This is a genomic window from Solirubrobacter soli DSM 22325, from assembly GCF_000423665.1.
Classification (GTDB): Bacteria; Actinomycetota; Thermoleophilia; order Solirubrobacterales; family Solirubrobacteraceae; genus Solirubrobacter; species Solirubrobacter soli.
The window spans coordinates 280,150-299,274 of sequence record NZ_KE384069.1 but is presented as its reverse complement, the minus strand read 5'-3'; the positions used below and the strand labels follow the sequence as shown (position 1 = coordinate 299,274).

Annotated in this window: 20 protein-coding genes and 1 pseudogene; 4 read left to right on the top strand and 17 right to left on the bottom strand. The window is 70.3% G+C overall.

Annotated elements, in window-relative coordinates; translation table 11 throughout:
• Positions 1 to 1,016: pseudogene (locus tag G569_RS64855) on the top strand (hypothetical protein); the annotation flags it as partial.
• 509 nt (positions 1,017 to 1,525) lie between these two features.
• Here G569_RS64855 and G569_RS53020 read toward each other — a convergent pair.
• Together G569_RS53020 and G569_RS53015 are read right to left on the bottom strand one after the other, a co-directional pair.
• Positions 1,526 to 2,029: an SRPBCC family protein gene (locus tag G569_RS53020; protein WP_053227223.1), complete on the bottom strand. Its 504-nt coding sequence runs from the start codon at positions 2,027 to 2,029 to the stop codon at positions 1,526 to 1,528.
• A 10-nt stretch (positions 2,030 to 2,039) separates the two neighbouring features.
• Positions 2,040 to 3,458 carry an MDR family MFS transporter gene (locus tag G569_RS53015; protein ID WP_037500352.1) on the bottom strand — a complete coding sequence of 473 codons (1,419 nt, stop codon included), beginning with the start codon at positions 3,456 to 3,458 and terminating at the stop codon, positions 2,040 to 2,042.
• Between the two features lie 40 nt (positions 3,459 to 3,498).
• Between G569_RS53015 and G569_RS0130955 the strand changes: the two genes are divergently transcribed.
• From G569_RS0130955 to G569_RS0130945, 3 genes are all read left to right on the top strand, one after another.
• Positions 3,499 to 4,974, top strand: coding sequence for an NAD-dependent malic enzyme (locus tag G569_RS0130955; RefSeq protein ID WP_028066292.1), 1,476 nt, complete (start codon positions 3,499 to 3,501; stop codon positions 4,972 to 4,974).
• Between the two features lie 16 nt (positions 4,975 to 4,990).
• Entirely contained in the window at positions 4,991 to 5,839 is an 849-nt protein-coding gene (locus G569_RS0130950) for a TIGR01777 family oxidoreductase (RefSeq protein WP_028066291.1), read from the top strand.
• Positions 5,840 to 5,906: 67 nt separating this feature from the next.
• Entirely contained in the window at positions 5,907 to 6,215 is a 309-nt protein-coding gene (locus G569_RS0130945; protein ID WP_028066290.1) for a hypothetical protein, read from the top strand.
• An 84-nt stretch (positions 6,216 to 6,299) separates the two neighbouring features.
• On the opposite strand, the gene G569_RS0130940 is transcribed toward G569_RS0130945, so the two are convergent.
• The 15 genes from G569_RS0130940 to hisIE form a co-directional block, all read right to left on the bottom strand.
• Positions 6,300 to 6,545, bottom strand: a complete 246-nt coding sequence (locus tag G569_RS0130940; RefSeq protein WP_028066289.1) for a hypothetical protein — start codon at positions 6,543 to 6,545, stop codon at positions 6,300 to 6,302.
• Complete coding sequence (locus tag G569_RS0130935; protein WP_028066288.1) at positions 6,542 to 7,252, bottom strand: ABC transporter ATP-binding protein; 711 nt, start codon at positions 7,250 to 7,252, stop codon at positions 6,542 to 6,544. Before G569_RS0130935 ends, G569_RS0130940 begins: the two co-directional genes overlap by 4 nt.
• Positions 7,252 to 8,094 carry an ABC transporter ATP-binding protein gene (locus G569_RS0130930; protein WP_053227222.1) on the bottom strand — a complete coding sequence of 281 codons (843 nt, stop codon included), beginning with the start codon at positions 8,092 to 8,094 and terminating at the stop codon, positions 7,252 to 7,254. The genes G569_RS0130935 and G569_RS0130930 overlap by 1 nt, the downstream gene beginning before the upstream one ends.
• Positions 8,091 to 9,293, bottom strand: coding sequence for a branched-chain amino acid ABC transporter permease (locus tag G569_RS53010; RefSeq protein ID WP_053227221.1), 1,203 nt, complete (start codon positions 9,291 to 9,293; stop codon positions 8,091 to 8,093). The genes G569_RS0130930 and G569_RS53010 overlap by 4 nt, the downstream gene beginning before the upstream one ends.
• Positions 9,290 to 10,345, bottom strand: a complete 1,056-nt coding sequence (locus G569_RS0130920; RefSeq protein ID WP_028066286.1) for a branched-chain amino acid ABC transporter permease — start codon at positions 10,343 to 10,345, stop codon at positions 9,290 to 9,292. Before G569_RS0130920 ends, G569_RS53010 begins: the two co-directional genes overlap by 4 nt.
• Positions 10,346 to 10,438: 93 nt before the next feature.
• Positions 10,439 to 11,719: a branched-chain amino acid ABC transporter substrate-binding protein gene (locus G569_RS0130915; RefSeq protein ID WP_053227220.1), complete on the bottom strand. Its 1,281-nt coding sequence runs from the start codon at positions 11,717 to 11,719 to the stop codon at positions 10,439 to 10,441.
• Between the two features lie 146 nt (positions 11,720 to 11,865).
• A complete protein-coding gene (locus G569_RS63175) occupies positions 11,866 to 12,030 on the bottom strand; it encodes a hypothetical protein (protein WP_157592437.1) in 165 nt (54 codons plus the stop codon).
• 12 nt (positions 12,031 to 12,042) lie between these two features.
• The gene (gene trpA / locus G569_RS0130905) at positions 12,043 to 12,897 is read right to left on the bottom strand and encodes a tryptophan synthase subunit alpha (RefSeq protein ID WP_245602618.1); all 855 of its coding nucleotides are present in this window, start codon (positions 12,895 to 12,897) and stop codon (positions 12,043 to 12,045) included.
• A complete protein-coding gene (gene trpB / locus G569_RS0130900) occupies positions 12,894 to 14,075 on the bottom strand; it encodes a tryptophan synthase subunit beta (protein ID WP_028066283.1) in 1,182 nt (393 codons plus the stop codon). Before trpB ends, trpA begins: the two co-directional genes overlap by 4 nt.
• The gene (locus G569_RS53005) at positions 14,072 to 14,707 is read right to left on the bottom strand and encodes a phosphoribosylanthranilate isomerase (RefSeq protein ID WP_037500346.1); all 636 of its coding nucleotides are present in this window, start codon (positions 14,705 to 14,707) and stop codon (positions 14,072 to 14,074) included. The genes trpB and G569_RS53005 overlap by 4 nt, the downstream gene beginning before the upstream one ends.
• Positions 14,704 to 15,495 (bottom strand): indole-3-glycerol phosphate synthase TrpC, encoded by a 792-nt coding sequence (gene trpC / locus G569_RS0130890; protein WP_028066282.1) that lies wholly within the window; start codon positions 15,493 to 15,495, stop codon positions 14,704 to 14,706. Before trpC ends, G569_RS53005 begins: the two co-directional genes overlap by 4 nt.
• Positions 15,492 to 16,526: an anthranilate phosphoribosyltransferase gene (trpD, locus tag G569_RS0130885; protein ID WP_157592436.1), complete on the bottom strand. Its 1,035-nt coding sequence runs from the start codon at positions 16,524 to 16,526 to the stop codon at positions 15,492 to 15,494. Before trpD ends, trpC begins: the two co-directional genes overlap by 4 nt.
• Entirely contained in the window at positions 16,519 to 17,076 is a 558-nt protein-coding gene (locus tag G569_RS0130880; protein ID WP_028066280.1) for an anthranilate synthase component II, read from the bottom strand. The genes trpD and G569_RS0130880 overlap by 8 nt, the downstream gene beginning before the upstream one ends.
• A complete protein-coding gene (gene trpE, locus G569_RS0130875) occupies positions 17,073 to 18,530 on the bottom strand; it encodes an anthranilate synthase component I (RefSeq protein WP_028066279.1) in 1,458 nt (485 codons plus the stop codon). The genes G569_RS0130880 and trpE overlap by 4 nt, the downstream gene beginning before the upstream one ends.
• Positions 18,514 to 19,110: a bifunctional phosphoribosyl-AMP cyclohydrolase/phosphoribosyl-ATP diphosphatase HisIE gene (gene hisIE / locus G569_RS0130870; protein ID WP_028066278.1), complete on the bottom strand. Its 597-nt coding sequence runs from the start codon at positions 19,108 to 19,110 to the stop codon at positions 18,514 to 18,516. The genes trpE and hisIE overlap by 17 nt, the downstream gene beginning before the upstream one ends.
• Positions 19,111 to 19,125: the final 15 nt, after the last annotated feature.

Here is a 19,125-nt window from a genome sequence, read left to right as displayed (position 1 = left end):
CCGCCGCCGACGCTCCGGCCGAGGCCGCGCCCGCCGCCGAGGCGCCCGCCGCTGACGCTCCGGCCGAGGCCGCGCCCACCGCCGAGGCCGCGCCCACCGCTGACGCGGCCGCCGCCGCTTCCTCCGCGCCCGCGCAGGGCGAGGGGTCGGGGCAGCAGCAGGGGCAGCGTGGCGACCGCCCGCCGCGGCGTGACGGGCAGGGGCGGCCTGAGCGCCCGCGTCGCCGTCGCCTGACCGCCGCCGAGCGGCATCGGCGCACGTTCTTCGCGAAGCTGACGGAGCTGCGCAAGGCCGAGCAGGCCGCGCTCGAGGCTGGGCAGGAGGACGCCGGGCTCGAGGGCGAGGACGCTCCGGTCGAGACGGATGCCGAGGGGCAGCCGGTCGCCGAGGGTGGCGAGGCTCAGCCGCAGCAGCAGCAGCAGCCCCAGCAGCCGCAGGCTCCGGCGACGTCGCCGACCCGCTCCGCCCGCGCGCAGGCGCGGCTGGCCGCGGCGATCGAGCGCGTCGGCGGCCCCGAGGCCGTGCTCGAGGCGCTGCAGCCCAAGCGCCGCGACGACGGCGAGACGATGAAGTGGTCCTCGGTCTGCGCCGAGCAGGCCCAGGGCGTCAAGCCCGGCGACCCGACGTTCACCGCGTGGGTGCGGCTCGCCGCCACCCCGGTGCGTGACGTCAAGGCGATCGTGAACCCGCGCCCCGCCTACGACGACCGCCGTGGCGGTCGCGGCCGCGGACGCGGCGGCCCCGGTGGCCCCGGCCGCGGTGGCCAGGGCGGCGGCGGCTACGGCGGCGGCCGCGGTGGCGGCGGTCGCGGTGGCCGTGACCGCTACGACCGCGGCGGCGGTGGCGCCGGCCGCGGCGACGTCGAGCAGCACGGCCGCGACGGCTCGTTCCGCTCGAGCATCCGCATCATCGGCCTCGAGCAGCTCGAAAACGCCGCGCGCGACAACGAGAAGGCGCAGGAGGAGCAGGCCGGCAACGGCAACGGCTCCGCCGAGCCCGCCCGCCAGGAGTCCTAGGGAGAACGCCCCGCGAGGGGCGCCCCCGACACGCGAGCGTCGACTTTCTCGGCCACAGGTCGAGAAACTCGACGCTCGCGGTCGTTCTGGGGGGGAACCGTCGGTCCGGGGCGGCACGCCGTGCCGCGGCGCGGCGCGGCGAGACGGCTCGGCGAGCGCCCGGCGCAGCGGCGGAGCGGCGAGCGCGCGGCGCGGCGTGGCGGCGGCTCGGCGAGCGCGCAGGGGCGGAGCGGCGAGCGCGCGGCGGCGCGGCGAGCGCGTGGCGCGGCGTGGCGAGCGCGCGGCGCGGCGTGGCGGCGGCTCGGCGAGCGCGCGGCGCGGCGTGGCGGCGGCTCGGCGAAGCGCGCGGGGGCGGAGCGGCGAGCGCGCGGCGGCGCGGCGCGGCGAGCGCGCGGCGGCGCGGCGAGCGCGCGGCGCGGCGTGGCGGCGGCGCGGCGAGCGCCTCGCGGCGCGGCGGCAGCGTGGCGCGCGGCACGCCGGGCCGCGGCGAACATAAGGGGTCAGACCCTTTAGGTGGGTGGGCCGATGGTGGCGGCCTCCGGGCCGAAGCGGTTGACGTAGCCCGGGTGCACGGCCGCCCAGACCTGCATCGGTTCGACCGACTCGCCGGCGAGCGAGGCCTCGAGGGCGTCGAGGCAGGCGTGCCAGCCCGCGGCGTCGCGGGCCGCTTTGCCGATCTCGGAGAAGCGGTTGATGAGGGTCAGGACACAGCCGGAGGCCGCGGGTACGAGCTCCAGGCGCAGGGTTTCGTCGTCCTCCCACGCGAGCTCCATCGCGGAGCGCGGGGTGAACTCGAGCATCGAGCCCTCGAACGGCGAGGCCTCGCCCTCCCGGAAGACGAAACGCAAGGGAGCTCCCGTGGCGCGCTCGCCCACGACGTCGAACGGGAACCAGGCGGCAAGCCCCGCGGGCGTCGTCACCGCCTCCCAGACCTTCTCCAGCGGGTGGGACAGCTCGCGCACGAATCGAAGCTCGTACCGGCCGTCCGTCTCGAACAGTTGACCGTCTTTCATAACCAACAGGTTATATGCTCGGCGGGTGACGTGGCAAGAACCACGCCGGGATGAGTGCGAGGGCGGTCAGCCCGACGGCCACCCAGAAGGTCGCTCCGAACGCGGCGGCCAGGGGCTCGGCCGCCCGCGCCGCGCCACCGCGCAGCGCCTCCAACGAACCGGTCGCGCCTGGGATCTCGGCGACGATCCGTCGCTGCAGCACGACCGTCAAGACTGCCGTTCCGAACGAACCTCCAATCGTACGGATGATGTTTATCGTCGACGTCGCGCGGGGGACGGCGGCCCGTTCGAGCGTCTGGTAGGCGGCGGCCATCGCGGGCATCATCGTCATGCCGAGCCCGATGCCCCGCACCCACAGCGCGAAGCCCAGGAGCGCGTACGGCGTGGTCGCGGTCAGCTGCGTGTAGACGGCGGTCCCCAGGCAGGCGACGACCACCCCGAACGGCACCACCCGCCCCGCGCCCATACGATCGGTCAGCCGCCCGGCGATCGGCATCGCCAGCGCCGCTCCCACGCCCTGCGGCGCGAGCAGCAACCCCGCCGACAGCGCGCTCTCTCCCCGCACGACCTGGTAGTAGAGCGGGAGGATCAGCATCGCGCCGAACAGCGACACGCCGAAGATGAACACGGTCCCCGACGCGGCTGCGAACGCGCGATCGCGGAACAGCGCGAGGTCGATCAGCGCGTCGTTGCGCATCGCGTGCAGCCCGAACCCCACGATCAGCCCCGCGCCGCCCACGAGCCCGACGATCGCGCCCACGGACAACCCGCCGTGCGTCCCGACCTGCGAGAGCGCGTAGATCAGCAGCGCGAGCCCCGGCGACAACAACAGCAGCCCGCGGAGGTCGAGTGGACGCGCGCCGTCGCTTCGTCCCGCCGCCGGCAGGATCCGCGAGGCCATCGCCAACGCGACCACCCCGATCGGCACGTTGACGAAGAAGATCCACCGCCAGGAGGCGTTGTCGATGATCAGGCCGCCGATCACCGGCCCGAGGATCGGCCCGAGCAGCGTCGGCACGCCGATCACGCTCATCACCCGCCCCATCCGTTGCGGCCCGGCCGCCTGGGCGAGGATCGCCTGCCCGATCGGAAGGATCATCCCGCCGCCGAACCCCTGCAGCACGCGGAAGAGCACCAGCGAAGCCGTGCTCCAGGCGAACCCGCAGAGCGTCGACCCGCAGAGGAACAGCGTGACCGAGAGCATCCACATGCGCTTGCCGCCGAAGCGCTCCATCGCCCAGCCGGTCAGCGGGATCACCGTCGCCAGCGCGAGCAGGTAGCCCGTCGAGACCCACTGGATCGACGACAGCGACGCGCCCAGATCGCGCCCGAGCGTCTCGATCGCGACGTTGACGATGGTCGTGTCGAGGATCGACATGATCGTCCCCAGCACCACGACGGACGCGAGCCGCCAGAGGTTGCGATCCATGCGCCGCCACGCTACCGCCTCGCGTGAGATCCTCCGGTGCATGCCCACCGTCTCGGCGCAGTATTCGATCGTCCTCCGCGTGGAGATCGACCACCGGCCCGGCATGCTCGGCCTGGTCGCGACCGCCATCGGCGAAGCCGGCGGGAGCATCGGATCCGTAGACCTGGTGGCGATCGAGGGCGGCCACACGTTGCGCGACATCACGATCGAGACCGCAGGCGAGGAGCACGCGGCGAAGATCGGCGAGGCCGTGAACCAGGTCGACGGCGCCAAGCTGATCGAGATCACCGACCGCACGTTCCAGATGCACGTGGGCGGCAAGATCGAGCAGCGCAACAAGCTCCCCGTCCGCACCCGCGACGATCTGAGCATGGCCTACACGCCCGGCGTGGCGCGCGTCTGCACCGCGATCGCGCGCGACAAGGACAAGGCCTTCCAGTACACGATCAAGCGCAACACGGTCGCTGTGGTCTCCGACGGAAGCGCCGTCCTCGGTCTCGGCGACATCGGCCCCGAGGCCGCGATGCCGGTGATGGAGGGCAAGGCGGTCCTGTTCAAGGAGTTCGGCGGCGTCGACGCCTTCCCGATCTGCCTGGATACCAAGGACCCCGAGCAGATCATCCAGACCGTCATCAACATCGCGCCGACGTTCGGCGGGATCAACCTCGAGGACATCAGCGCGCCGCGCTGCTTCGAGATCGAGGAGCGGCTCAAGCAGGTCCTCCCCATCCCGGTCTTCCACGACGACCAGCACGGCACCGCGGTCGTCACCCTCGCCGCGCTGATGAACGCCGCGAAGCTGACCGGCAAGGAACTGAAGGACCTCAAGGTGCTGATCGTCGGCCTCGGCGCGGCCGGGATCGCCGTCGCGCAGATCTTCGTCCGCGCCGGCATCACGAACATCATCGGCTGCGACCGCAAGGGCGCCGTCCACACCGGCCGCGCCGACTATCAGGACGGCAGCATGCCGCCGCTCAAGCGCTGGTTCGCCGAGGCGACCAACCCGGAGAAGCTGTCCGGCGGCCCCGGCGACGTGATCGACGGCGCCGACCTGTTCATCGGCCTCTCCGGCGCCCGCGTGATGGAGCCGGACGCCCTGGCCCGCATGAACCGCGACGCGATGGTGTTCGCCATGGCCAACCCGAACCCCGAGATCTCGCCCGAGGAAGCCCGCCCCTACGCGCGCGTGATCGCCACCGGCCGCAGCGACTACCCGAACCAGATCAACAACGTCCTCTGCTTCCCGGGCATCTTCCGAGGCGCTTTGGACGTCCGCGCCCGCGACATCACCGAGGAGATGAAGATGGCCGCCGCGCGTGGGATCGCCAGCATCGTCAAGGACGAGGAGCTGCGCGAGGACTACGTGATCCCGAGCGTGTTCAACCGCGACGTGTGCGACGCCGTCGCCGCCGCGGTCGCCGACCAGGCCAAGGCGCAGGGGAACGCCAACGCCAGCGGTTCGGAGATCGGCTACTCACCCGGCGAGACGGAGGAGTTCAGAGCCGTCAAGCCCTGAGCGCCGTACCCACGGCATGCGCATCACGATCACAGGAGCCAGCGGGCTGATCGGCTCGAAACTCACCGCCGCGCTGACCCAGCGGGGCGATGAGGTGACCAAGGTGTCGCTGCGCCATGGCGCGCCCGACCCCGCCGACCTCGCCGGCCGCGACGCGATCGTCCACCTCGCGGGCGAGAACGTCGCCCAGCGGTGGAACGACAAGACCCGCAGCGCGATCCGGGAGTCGCGCGAGCGCGGCACGCACCAGCTCGTCGAGGCGATCGCGAGCGCCGACCCACGGCCGCGGGCGCTGATCTCGAGCAGCGCCGTCGGCTACTACGGCCCGCACGGCGACGAGCGCCTCGACGAGAGCACGCCGCCCGGGCACGACTTCCTCGCCGAGGTGTGCGTCGCGTGGGAGCGCGAGGCCGACCAGGCGGCCGAACTCGGCCTGCGCGTGGTCAAGATCCGGACCGGCGTCGTGCTCGACCCCGACGGCGGCGCGCTGTCGAAGATGCTGCTGCCGTTCAAGCTCGGCGGCGGCGGGCCCGTCGCGGGTGGCAAGCAGTACATGCCCTGGATCCACGTCGACGACGTCGTCGGCATGTACCTGCGGGCGATCGACGACCCCGCGTGGACGGGCGCCTTCAACGCCACCGCGCCCGAGCCGGTGACCAACAAGACGTTCAGCAAGGCGCTCGGCCGCGCGCTGCACCGCCCGGCGGTCGCCCCGATCCCGGGCGCGGCGATCCGCCTGCTGTACGGCGACATGGCCGAGATCGTCACCAAGGGCCAGCGGGTGGTGCCGAAACGGGCGCTCGAACTCGGTTACACGTATCAGCACGCCGACCTCGACGAGGCGCTCGAGGCGGCAGTCGGCTAGGACGCACCAAAGCGTAAGACCGCAAACGACATCCGCACGCGCGACCAGCCATTATGGGGAGACAGCCATGGGCGATCTCCCTCCGGACCTCGACCGCCTGGGCCTTGCGTTGACACACGCCACCGAGCGTGCGGTCACGCGACGCCACAGGTTCAACGCACGCCGCCGCAAGCTCGTGGGCTGCGCGCTGGCCGCGTTCTGCGTGTTCGCGTCGATGACGCCCACGCATCTGGGACCCGCCGATCAACCGGACTTCTTCGCCCTGGCGATCGACTCTGCCGGCGCCGCGGTGCGCTGCGACATGCCCCGCGGGCAGCGCTTCCACTACACGGACGCCTGCGAGCAGAGACGTCCGCAGCCGCAGGCCGCGCGCTGAAAAAGCCGCGCGGCCTACAGGCCACCGCCTTAAGGCCGGATGCTCGGGGTGGGGCGGTGGGGCTGCCTTGCCTTCAGTGTTCTTCTAGCTTCTGACTGCGTCCTTGCCGGAGCCGAAGGCTCCGACGATCTTCCACTTCGACTCCGGCTTCGCCGGCCACACGAGCCAGACGATGATGGCGATCGCCGACAGGCACAAGCCCGTCGCGATCCCCGGCTTCTCGCCGTAGCCCTTCCGATTGGAGAGGTAGCTCGCGATGATGCACGACGCGAGCCACAGGTAGGTGAGCCACAGCGCGGTGGCCCCCATGAGTGCGAAGAGACCGGTCATGTTCCCAGGTACGCCTTCTGGACTTCGGGGTTGGTCCGGAGTGCATCTGAGGAGTCCGACAGGCTCACCTTGCCGGTCTCCAGCACGTACGCCCGCTGCGAGACGTCGAGCGCGAAGTTCGCGTTCTGCTCGACCAGCAGGATCGTCATGCCTTCCTTGTTGATCGTCTCGATCGTCTCGTAGATGCGCTCGGTGAGCACCGGCGAGATACCCATCGAGGGCTCGTCGAGGAGCAGGACCTTCGGCTTGCCCATCAGGGCGCGGCCGATGGCGAGCATCTGCTGCTCGCCGCCGGACATCGTGCCCGCCTTCTGCGACTGGCGCTCGTCCAGGCGCGGGAAGAGCTCGAAGATCCGCTGGAGATCCGCGTCGATCCCCTGCGAGTCACGGCGCAGGTAGGCGCCGAGCTCGAGGTTCTCGCGCACCGTCATGCGCTGGAAGCACTTGCGGCCCTCGGGGGACTGGCAGATGCCCATCCCCACGATCTCCTGCGGCGGGAGCAACGAGATCTCTTCGCCCGCGAGCTTGATCGAGCCCGTGCGCGGAGGCGTGAGCCCAGAGATCGAGCGCAGCGTCGTGGACTTCCCGGCCCCGTTGGAGCCGATCAGCGTCACGCACTCGCCCTCTTCCACGGTCAGCGAGACGCCCTTGAGCGCCTGGATGTTCCCGTAGTAGGTCTGGATGTTGTCGACTTCGAGGTACGCCATCAGTCCGTTGACCTCGCTCCCGTCTCCGTGGCCGACTTGCCGAGGTAGGCCTCGACGACGCGCGGGTCGGCCCGCACCTCCGCCGGAAGTCCTTCGGCGATCTTCTCCCCGTGGTCGAGCACGGTGACGCGCTCGGAGACGCGCATGATCACCTTCATGTCGTGCTCGATGAGCAGGATCGTCATCCCCCGCTCGTCGCGCAGCTGGTGCATGAAGTCCGTCAGCGCGGCCGACTCCTGCGGGTTCATGCCGGCGGTCGGCTCGTCCAGCAGCAGGACCTTCGGGTCCGAGGCCAGGGCGCGGGCGATCTCCACCCGGCGCTGGTCGCCGTAGGACAGGTTGATCGCGAGGTGGTCGTGCCAGCGCGGCGCGATGCCCACGTACTCGAGCTCCGCGTGCGCCTTCTCGCGCACTTCCTTCTCCTCGCGCCGCGTGCGTGGCGTCCGGATGATCGACCCGAACAGGCCCGACTTCATCCGCGAGTGCTCGCCGATCAGGACGTTCTCCATCGCCGTCATGGTCGAGAACAGGCGGATGTTCTGGAACGTCCGCGCCATCCCGGCCTTCATGACGATGTCCGGCCGGGCGCCGGTGATGCGCTTGCCGTCGAACTCGATCGAGCCGAAGGTCGGCTTGTAGAACCCGGTCAGGATGTTGAAGAACGTCGTCTTGCCGGCGCCGTTGGGGCCGATGATCGAGACGATCGACTTCTCCGGCAGGTTGAACGTGACGTCGTTGACCGCCGTCAGACCGCCGAACTGCTTGGTGATGTTCTTCGCGTCCAGGACGGCGGCCCCGGTGGGGAGCCCGCCCTGCGGCTTCGGTGTGTCGACTGCGCTCATGCCCGTGCCGTGTAGAGGGTTTCGTCCGAGGTCTCGACGTCCTCGGCCAGCTCCATCTTGTGCCGCCGGTCGGGCAGCAGGCCCTGGGGCCGGAGGATCATCATCATCACGAGCAGGAAGCCGTAGATCGCGAAGGTGATCTGCGTGGCGTCGAAGTCCAGCCCGACCTTGCCCGGCCACGAGTTGATCACGTCCGGGATGAGCCAGGTGTTGATGAACGACAGCACCACGGCACCGAGGACCACGCCCCAGATCGACCCGAGGCCGCCGAGGATGATCATCGCCAGCACCAGGATCGAGAAGTAGAACTGGAACTGGTCGGCGTTCACCGTGTTCAGGAAGGAGCCGAGGAACGCGCCCGCGATGCCGCCCATGGCGGCGCCGGTGGCGTAGGCCAACAGCTTGGTCTTGACCGCCGGGACGCCCATGGCGACCGCGGCGACCTCGTCCTCGCGCAGTGCCACCCACGCGCGGCCGAGCCGCGAGTCGCGCAGGCGGAAGTTCACGAACAGCACGAAGCCCACCAGGACCAGGGCGAACCAGTACCAGGGTCTGAGGTCCAGCAGCCCGAATGGCTCGATGAACGGCAGGTCGATCTTGTCCACCGGCGAGATGCCCTGGCGGCCGGCCGTCAGCGGCTGGCCCCTGATGACGATGTCGTCGCCGTTGACGGCGATGCGGCCGATGATCTCGCCGAAGGCGAGCGTCACGATGGCGATGTAGTCACCGCGCAGGCGCAGCGTCGGTAGACCGATGATCATGCCCGCGATCGAGGTCGTGATGACCGCCAGCACGAGGATGATCAAGAAGTTGACGTGGATGCCTGGCACCTTCGACGCGAAGCCCGAGACGAGGATGTGGATGCCCTTGCCGTCGCCGACCTTCGAGAAGAAGCCCGAGCCGAAGTAGCCCGCGGTGTAGGCGCCGATGGCGAAGAACGCCACGTAGCCGAGGTCGAGCAGGCCGGCGAAGCCGACCACGATGTTCAGGCCGAGCGCCATCACGATGTACGCCAGCGCCTGGGTGCACGTCTGGATGAACGTGTCGCCCGACTCGAAGAAGAACGGCAGGAAGGCCGCCGCGATCAGCAGGATCGGGACGAGCGCCTTCTCGAACCACGGTGGGATCGTCGGTGACGGCAGCTTGCCGCCCTTGACGGTTCCGCCCGGGGTCTTGGGAGTTTCGGTTGTGGTGCTCATCCTGCGTCCCTCGTCTGCTCGCCGAGCAGGCCCGACGGCTTGAAGACCATGATCAGGACCAGATAGCCGAACACGACGGCCGGCGTCCAGGCCGAACCGATGCGGTTGTCGGAGATCTGCTGGATGCAGCCGATGATCAGACCACCGAGCACGGCGCCCCGCAGGTTGCCGATACCGCCCATGACGGCGGCGGTGAAGGCGATCAGGCCGCCCGTGAAGCCCTGGAAGTACCAGATCGTCGTCTGATACAGGGCGTAGATGAGACCGGCGGCGCCGGCCAGCATGCCGCCCAGCAGGAACGTCAACGAGATCGTCGTGTCGACGTTGATGCCCATCAGGCGCGCGGCCTCAGGGTCCTGCGCCGTGGCGCGCATCGCCTTGCCCAGGCGGGACTTGCCGATGAAGGTCGTCATCACGATCAACAGCGGCACCGTGACGCCGATCGAGAGCACGTCCGCGTTCTCGATCGTGACGCCGAAGATGGTGACGATGGTGTGCTGCGCGTTGATCAGGTCGGGGATGCCGACCTGCGAGCCGCCCTTCCAGAGCAGGCCCACGTTCTGCAGGATGAAGGAGAACCCGACGGCGGTGATCAGCGGCGCCAGCTTCGGCGCGTTGCGCAGCGGTTTGTACGCCACGCGTTCGATCATCGCGTTCAGCGTGCCGGAGCCGATCATCGCGACGATCAGCGTCAGCAGGAGGCCGATGAACAGCACGCCCGCGTTCATGTTCTCGTGCAGGCCGATGGTCATGAAGAACGCGGCGCTGATGAACGAGCCGATCATGAAGATCTCGCCGTGGGCGAAGTTGATCAGCTCGACGATGCCGTAGACGAGCGTGTAGCCGATCGCCACCAGCGCCCAGATGGCGCCGTTGGAGATCCCGGCCGTGAGGTTCTCGCCTAGGCGGACCAGGTTCCCGTCATCGGCGAGATCCTGGATCGCGTAAACGATCGGCAGCGCTAGCAGGATGAGCGTCAGCCCATAGGTGCCGATGAGGGCCCGGATCCGCTGCGAAGCGGGCGGGCCGGCGGGAATGCTGGCAGCTTCCATATGTGTGTGTCCCTACGTCCGAAAAGGCGACCGGCCGGGAGCGGGGCTTTTCCACCACTCCCGGCCGAGCATACGCCTGTTGGCGGACTGTGTTTAGCCGGCCTGAGCCTTGACGGTCTTGTCGAACACGAGGTTGCCGTCCTTCACCGAATAGATGCCGTAGTCGGTGAGGGTCGTGTCGCCGTTCTCGTCGATCGAGTACGTGCCGAGCACGGACTGACGGTCCTTGGTCGCGAAGAGGGCCTTGATGATGTCGGCCTTCTCACCGGTCTTGGAACGCTCGATCGCGTCGAGGGCGAGACGCATGGCCTCGTAGCCGTAGATCGCGTACGGATCCGGGTTGTCCTCGCCGTACTTCTCCGAGTAGGCCTTGAAGAACTCCTGGCCGTCGGGCGGGTAGGACTCGGGGTTCAGCGTGGCGACGGAGACCTTGACGCGCGCCTGCACGTCGGCGGGGATGCCGCCTTCCTTCGGGTCGACGAAGCCGGACTCGGCGACGCCGTCCGGGCCGTAGAGCTTGGCCTGCGGCAGGGCGGCCGCGAAGTCCTTGTACAGCTGGACCGCGTTGTTGGCCGTGATGCCCGCGTAGACGAAGCAGTCAGCGCCGGCCGCCTTGGCCTTCTGGGCCAGCGAGCGGTAGTTGGCCGCGTTCTTGTCGATCGCCTCGTTGGAGACGAGCGCGAGGCCCTGGGCCTTGGCGGCGAGCTCGATGTTCGCTGCGAGGCCGGCGCCGTAGACCTCCTTGTCGTTGGTCAGCTGGACCTTGGTGCAGCCGTCCTCCTTCATGACCGTGGCCAGAGCGGCGCCCTGGATCGTGTCCTTCGGGACGATGCGGGTGTAGTTGCGCGTGCCGGCCGGGTAGTACTTGTCCGGCTCGCCCGGGTTGGAGCCCGGCTGGTTGGTCGTCAGACCGACGGCCGTGTTGGCCGGCGAGATCATCGGGACGCCGGCCTCGTTCAGGATCGGGATCGAGACCGCGGCCGCGCCCGAGTTGAACGTGCCGAGGTAGACGGCCGTGGACTTGTCCTGCGCCGCCTTACGAGCGTTCGCGGACTCCTGCTCGGGCGTCCAGTTGCCGGCCTGAGCCGTGGAGTCGTCGAGCGGCTCGTACTTGATGGTGTGCGGGCCGGCCTTGTTGCCGGCCTGCTCGAGCGCCAGCTTGGCGCCGTTGACGACGGCAGTCGTCTGAACGCGGGAGGCGCCCTGCAGCGGCACGGACGAGTAGATGGTCAGCTGCTTGCCGGCGGCCTCGCCGCCGCTGCTGCTGCCGCTCGACCCGCTGTCGCTGCTGTTGTCGTCCCCGCCGCAGGCGGTTACGCCAAGCGCAAGCGCCGCCAGCAGGCCGGCCGAAGCCGCCAGGTACTTAGAGTGCAAAGAACCCCTCCTCATGAGGCTCGTATTCGGGCGGCGATTCTACGCACGCCCGGTTCAGGCGTGCAACAGCCTAGACCGCTCGCCAGCGGATGTCCGACCCGAAAGGGCGGCCATCGACGACACTTAACACAGGGGCGAGGGCAGGCTTAACGACGCCCGCCGGGCAGGTACGGCCGCATGATGTGGAACGTGGCCGCGAGCAGCACGATCAACATTCCGATCAGGAACGCGTCGAACGACTTGATGAGGCTGGTGCCCCAGAGCACGACCCAGATGACCAGGCCGACGATAAGCGATAGGAAGATGCCCATGCCGGGCGAAGGCTAGCGGACGAGGGCGTCCGCCAGGTCCGCGACCACGGATGCCGCTGCGTAGGCGGGATCCGCGCCCTGTTCGCCCGCTTCGGCGACGGCCCGGACGAGCCTCGAGCCGACGATCACGCCGTCCGCTCCGGCGTCCGCGGCGGCCGCCGCCTGGGCCCCGTCGGAGATGCCGAACCCGAGGGCGACGGGCACCGGTGAGTGCGCCTTGACCCGTGCCAACAGGGCCGGGATGTCGGTGGTGTTCGCGGTCCGCTCGCCGGTCGTTCCGGTCACCGAAACCGTGTAGACAAATCCACGCGCTTTCTCCCCGATGAGGTTTAGGCGAGCGTCCGTAGTGGTCGGTGCGACGAGCGGCACGAGCGCGATCCCGTGGGCGTCGCAGGCCGCCAGCACCTCGGCCGACTCCTCGAGCGGGAGGTCCGGGACGATCAACCCGCTGATGCCCCGCTCCGCCAACTCCGCGGCGAACCGTTCCGGCCCGCGGGCGTAGAGCGGGTTGGCGTAACACATGAGCACGACCGGGAGCAGCTCCGCGATCCGCTGGCCGGCCTCGAGCACCTGGTGCAGGGTCGCGCCCGCCTTCAGGGCCTGCGTGGCCGCGGCGTGGATCACGGGGCCGTCGGCGAGCGGGTCGCTGAACGGCACGCCCAGCTCGACGAGGTCGGCGCCGGACTCCGCGTAGGCGGTCGCGACGCGCACCGAGGTCTCGATGTCGGGGAAGCCGCCCATCAGGTACGGCATCAGCGCCGCACGCCCGCGCGCGCCGGCGAACGCGGCGGCGATGCGCGCCGCGCCGGTCTCGCCGCGCGCGGCGGCGCCCACGGCGCCGCCCGGCGTGTCGCCGTGGGCCGTCACGCGAGCCCCAGGTGGTCGAGCGCTTCCGCGAGGTCCTTGTCGCCGCGGCCGGACAGGCAGATCAGGTCGACCGTCTCGGCGCTCGCCTCGGCCGCGCCCGGGCCGAGCGCCCAAGCGACCGCGTGCGCGGACTCCAGCGCGGGGATGATCCCCTCGAGCTCGGCGAGTCGCCGGAACGCGTCCAGCGCCTGCTCGTCGGTGATGCCGACGTAGCGCGCGCGGCCGGTGTCGCGCAGGTAGGCGTGCTCGGGGCCGGTGCCGGGGTAGTCCAGGCCGGCGCTGATCGAGTGCGCCTCGAGGATCTGGCCGTCCTCGTCCTGCATGATCGCGCTGTAGGCGCCGTGCAGGACGCCGCCGCGACCGCCGACGGTCAGCGGCGCGCCGTGGCGGCCGGACTCGATCCCCTCCCCCGCCGCTTCGACGCCGACGATCTCGACCGGGTCCTCGAGGAAGGGCACGAACGTGCCGATCGCGTTCGAGCCGCCGCCCACGCAGGCGATCACCCGCGACGGCAGCGCGCCGGTCTTCTCCAGGATCTGCGCGCGCGCCTCGTCGCCGATGATCCGCTGCAGGTCGCGCACGAGCGCGGGGAACGGGGCCGGGCCGACGCAGGAGCCGATCGCGTAGTGGGTGGTGGCCACGTTGGAGACCCAGTCGCGGATCGCGGCGCTGACCGCTTCCTTCAAGGTGCGCGCGCCCGCGTCGACCGGCATCACCGTCGTGCCGAGCAGCCCCATGCGCTGGACGTTGGGCGCCTGGCGGCGCATGTCCTCGGTGCCCATGTACACGTAACAGTCCAGGCCGAGCAGCGCGCAGGCGGTGGCGATCGCGACGCCGTGCGATCCGGCGCCGGTCTCGGCGATGATCCGGTGCTTGCCCATGCGCTTGGCCAGCAGCGCCTGGCCGAGCGCGTTGTTGATCTTGTGCGCGCCGGTGTGGTTGAGGTCCTCGCGCTTGAGGTAGACCGGGTGCCCGACGCTCTCGGACACGCGCGCGGCCAGGTACAGCGGCGACGGGCGACCGACGTAATCGTTCAGGAGCGCACTCAGCTCTGCCTGATAACTCGGATCGTCGCGGGCGGCGAGCCACGCGGCCTCCAGCTCGACCAGCGCGGGGACGAGCGTCTCAGGGACGTATTGGCCGCCGTAGGGCCCGAAGCGGTGCTCGATCGCGGTCATGACTGGACGTGCGCGTTCTCGATCGCGGCGAAGAACGCCTCGAGCTTCGCCGGGTCCTTGACGCCGGGCGAGGCCTCCACGCCGGACGCGACGTCGACGGCGTACGGGCGCACCGCGTCGATCCCGCCGGCCACGTTGTCGGCCGTCAGCCCGCCGGAGAGGATCACCGGGATCTTGTTGCGGCGGTTGCGCACGAGGCCCCAGTCCCACGTCGCCCCGGTTCCGCCGTACATCCCGTCCTTGGCCGTGTCGAGCAGGTGGTAGTCGGTGTGGAAGCGCTCGAGGTCGCGCAGGTCGGCCGCGTGGCCGATCCGCACCGCCTTGATCACCTTCGCCCCCGTCCGCTGCGCGACCGCAGAACAGAACGACGGCCCCTCGTCGCCGTGCAGCTGCACGTGCGTGAGCCCGAGGATGTCGACGCGATCGGCGATCTCGTCCAGCGGCTGGTTGACGAACACGCCGACGGTCTCGACCTTGCGCCGGACCTGTCGCGCGATGCCCGCCGCCACGCCGGGGTCGACGAAGCGCTTGGACGGCTCCCAGAGGATGAACCCGATCGCCCACGCGCCGTGGCCGATCGCCAGCTCGGCGTCCTCGAGCCGGGTGATGCCGCAGACCTTGACCTTGGTCACGTGAGTTCCACGCCGCCGGTGAGCTCGCGCACCACGGCCTCGATGTCCTTGGCGCGCATCAGCGTCTCCCCGATCAGGACCGCGTCGACGCCCACGCGCTCGAGCTCGTCGAGTTGCTCGCGCGTCGAGAACCCGGACTCCGAGACCACCGTCTTGCCCGCGGGGACGTCGGCCAGCAGCTCGTAGGTGCGCTCGATGTCGACGGTGAAGTCCGACAGGTCGCGGTTGTTGATCCCGAGCACGTCGGCCTCGACCTCCAGCGCTCGCTCAAGCTCCTTCTCGTCGTGGACCTCGACCAGCGCGTCGAGGTCGAGCGCCGTCGCCTCGTTGAGCAGCTTGCCGAGGTGCTTGTCGTCGAGCGCGGCGACGATCAGCAGGATCGCGTCGGCGCCCGCGGCGACCGCCTCGTAGAGCTGGTACTTGTCGACGATGAAGTCCTTGCGCAGGATCGGAAGACCCGCGGCGGCCCGCGCCTCGCGCAGATCGTCCAGCGAGCCGCCGAAGTGGAACGGCTCGGTCAGGATCGACAGCGCCGCCGCGCCGCCCTTCTCGTAGGCCTTCACGACCTCGCCGACCTTGGAGCCCTTGCGGATCTTGCCCGCCGAAGGCGAGCGTCGCTTGTGCTCGGCGATCAGGGAGATCCCGGGGCGGGTGAGGGCCTCCGAGAACGGCCTGGCGCCCTCCGCCCGCCGCTCGATCGCCTTCTCGAGGTCCTTGAGCGGAACGTCCTTACGCCGGCGTTTCACCTCGTCGCGCGTGTCGTCGACAATGCGGTCGAGCACGCTCATACGGGCGCCAGCTCCTTCGTCAGTGATACGAGTGCGTCCAGCGCGGCGGCCGCGCGGCCGTCATCCACAGCCGCTTCGGCGGCGCGCACGCCGGCTTCGAGGGACTCCACGGTCCCAGAGACATAGATGGCCGCGCCGGCGTTGAGCACCGCGACGTCACGGGCCGGACCGCGTTCGCCGGCGAAGATCCGGCGCGTGGTCTCGGCGTTGACGTCCGGCGTCCCGCCGGTCAGCGCGGCCGGCTCGGCGCGCGCCAGCCCGACGTCCTCGGGTGCGACCTCGTAGGAGCGGACGGCTTCACCGTCGACCTCGACGACGCGGGTTGTGCCCGACGTGCTCATCTCGTCCAGACCGTCGGCCGAGGACACTACCAGCGCCTTGCGCGCGCCCAGCCGGACGAGCGCACCCGCGATCGTGTCCAAGAAGCTCGGGTCCGAGACGCCGATCACCTGGCGGGTCGCGCCCGCCGGGTTGGTCAGCGGGCCGAGGAAGTTGAAGATCGTGCGGACCGCGAGCTCCTTGCGGACCGGTACCACGAACCGCGTGGCACCGTGGTGGGCGGGCGCGAACATGAACCCGAACCCCACCTCCTGGATACAGCGCGAGACGGCGTCCGGCTTGAGGTCGATGCGCACGCCGAGCGCCTCGAGCACGTCCGCGGACCCGCTCAGGCCCGTGGCGGAGCGGTTGCCGTGCTTGGCCACCGCGCACCCGTGCCCGGCCGCGATCAGCGCCGCGGTCGTGGACACGTTGAACGTCGGCCGCCCGCCGCCGGTGCCGGCGGTGTCGATCAGCTCGTCGGTGCGGTCTGAGGCGACCGGGGTGGCGAACGAGCGCATCGTGGTCGCGAGGCCGACAAGCTCGTCGACCGTCTCGCCCTTGGTGCGCAGCGCGACCAGGACGCCCGCGGTCTCGATCTCGGACGCGTTGCCGGCCATGATCTCGGCCAGCACCTCCGCGGTCTGCTCGGACGACAGGTCACGGCGCGACATCAGCGCGTCGATCGCCTTGGTGATGACGGGGTTAGGCAAGGAAGTTCCGCAGCAGTTGCTTGCCGTCGGGCGTGAGGACCGACTCGGGATGGAACTGCACGCCGATCGCGGGGAGCGTCTTGTGTCGCATCGCCATCAGCACGCCGCCGCCGTGGGCGGTCGCCTCCAGCTCGTCCGGGAGATCGTCGTGCACGACGAGCGAGTGATAGCGCGCGACGGGCAACGGGTCCGGCAGGCCTTCGAAGATGCCCTTGCCGTCGTGGGTGATCTCGGTGGTCTTGCCGTGCACGGGCTTGTGGCGGATGACCTTGCCGCCGAACGCCTGGCCCATCGACTGGTGGCCGAGGCACACGCCGAGCGTCTTGACCCCCGCCTCGGGGAACCGGCGCATGACCTCGACGGAGATCCCCGCCTCGTTGGGCGTGCACGGGCCCGGCGAGACCACCACGCGGTCATACCCGCGCGTCAGCAGCTCGTCCACGGTGGTCACGTCGTTGCGCACGACTTCCAGGTCCGCCCCCAGCTCGCCGAGGTACTGGACGAGGTTGTAGGTGAACGAGTCGTAGTTGTCGACCATCAGGACTTTCATGGCCATGCCGCCTGTTTGACCGCCAGCTCGATCGCCTTCACCACGCCCGCCGCCTTCGCGCGCGACTCCTCGTACTCGTAGTCCGGCTTGGCGTCGGCCACCGTGCCGCCGCCGGCCTGGATGTGGGCGGTGCCGTCCTTGATCACGACGGTGCGGATGCAGATGCAGGTGTCGAGCTCGCCACCGTAGGACAGCCAGCCGACGGCGCCGCCGTACGCGCCGCGCTTGACCGGCTCGAGCTCGTCGATGATCTCCATCGCGCGGATCTTCGGGGCGCCGCTCAGCGTGCCCGCGGGCAGGACGCTGCGCAGCGCGTCGATCGCGGTCACCTCCGGCTTCAGCGTGCCGGCGACCTGGGAGACGATGTGGATCACGTGCGAGTACGTCTCGACCTCCATGAGGCGCTCGACGTGGACGCTGCCGTTCTCGCACACGCGGCCGAGGTCGTTGCGCCCGAGGTCGACGAGCATCACGTGCTCGGCGCGCTCCTTCTCGTCGGCGAGCAGCTCGGCGGCGATCGCCGCGTCGTCCTCGCCGCGCGGGCGGGTGCCGGCGATCGGGCGGGTGCTGACGTAGCGGCCGCTCACCGTCAGCAGCGGCTCGGGCGAGGCGCCGACGATCTGGAAGTCCTCGAAGTCGAGGAAGTACATGTACGGCGACGGGTTCACCGCGCGCAGGCCGCGGTAGATGCTCAAGGGCTCGACCGTGGTGGGCGCGCTCCAGCGCTGGCTCGGCACCACCTGGTAGGCGTCGCCCGCGTGGATGTACTCGATGATCCGGCTGACGTTCGCCTCGAACGCCTCGCGCGACATGTTCGACTCGAACTCCGGCGCGGGGCGGGCGGCGTGCGTCTCGAGCGCGGGCAGCGGGCCGGCGAGGCGGGTGCGGACCTGGCGGATCGCCTCGACCGCGCGGGCGTGGGCGGCGTCGACGTCGGTGTCCTCGTCGAGGTACGCGTTGGCCAGGATCGTGACGGTGTGCTTGAGGTGGTCGAAGGCCACGATCACGTCGGTCAGCATCAGCGCCATGTCCGGCAGCCCGAGCATGTCGGGGTTGGGCTCGGGCAGGCGCTCGACCGCGCGGACGCAGTCGAAGCCGAAGAAGCCGACGGCGCCGCCCGCGAACGGCGGCAGGCCGTCGATCTCCGCCTGCCGCAGCTCGGAGACCGCCTCGCCCGCGATCGTGTACGGGTCTCCCCCGTCCGCGAGGCTCCAGCGGATCACCCGCTTCGGCCGCCAGCCGATGAAGCTGTAGCGGCCGACCTGCTGGCCCTGCTCGGCGGACTCCAGAAGGAACGCCGGCCCGTCGCCGCGCAGCTTCAGGAACGCGGAGACCGGGGTCTCGCAGTCCTCGATGAAGCTGTGGGTGACCGGGATGAGGTTGTGGTCGCCGGTGAGGGCGCGCGCCTCCTCGAGGCTCGGCGTCACCTCCAGGTGCTCAGCGACGGCGGTCAATGAGGACCTCCTGCGCGTCCTTGAGGCTGAGGCCGCGGCTCTTGAGCAGCACGGCCAGGTGATAGAGGACGTCGGCGGCCTCGTTGGCCACCCGCTCGTCGGACTCCTCGCGCGCGGCGCGGGCGACCTCCTCGGCCTCCTCCTGGACCTTCTCGCCGATGAGCGGCGGGTCGGCGAGGAGCGTGCCGGTGTAGCCGGACGGCTCGGCGATCCGCTCGTCGATCGTGCGCTCCAGGCCTGGGAGCGCCTCGTGGGGCTGCGGTTGCATGTCGCCCGTGAAGAAGCACGTGCGCTCGCCCGTGTGGCAGGCAGGGCCGGCGGGCTCGACCAGCGCGAGCACCGCGTCGTTGTCGCAGTCGAAGCGCAGCGCCTTGACCGCCTGCGTGTTCCCGGAGGTCGCGCCCTTGTGCCACAGCTCATTGCGCGAGCGGCTGAACAGGTGCAGCTCGCCGGTCTCGCGTGTGCGGCTCAGCGCTTCCTCATTCATGTAGGCGAGCGTGAGGACCTCTCCCGACCGCCAATCCTGGATCACGCACGGCACGAGGCCGCGCTCATCGAATTTGGGACTGGGGGGCTCCATGGACGGAGCCGGGGA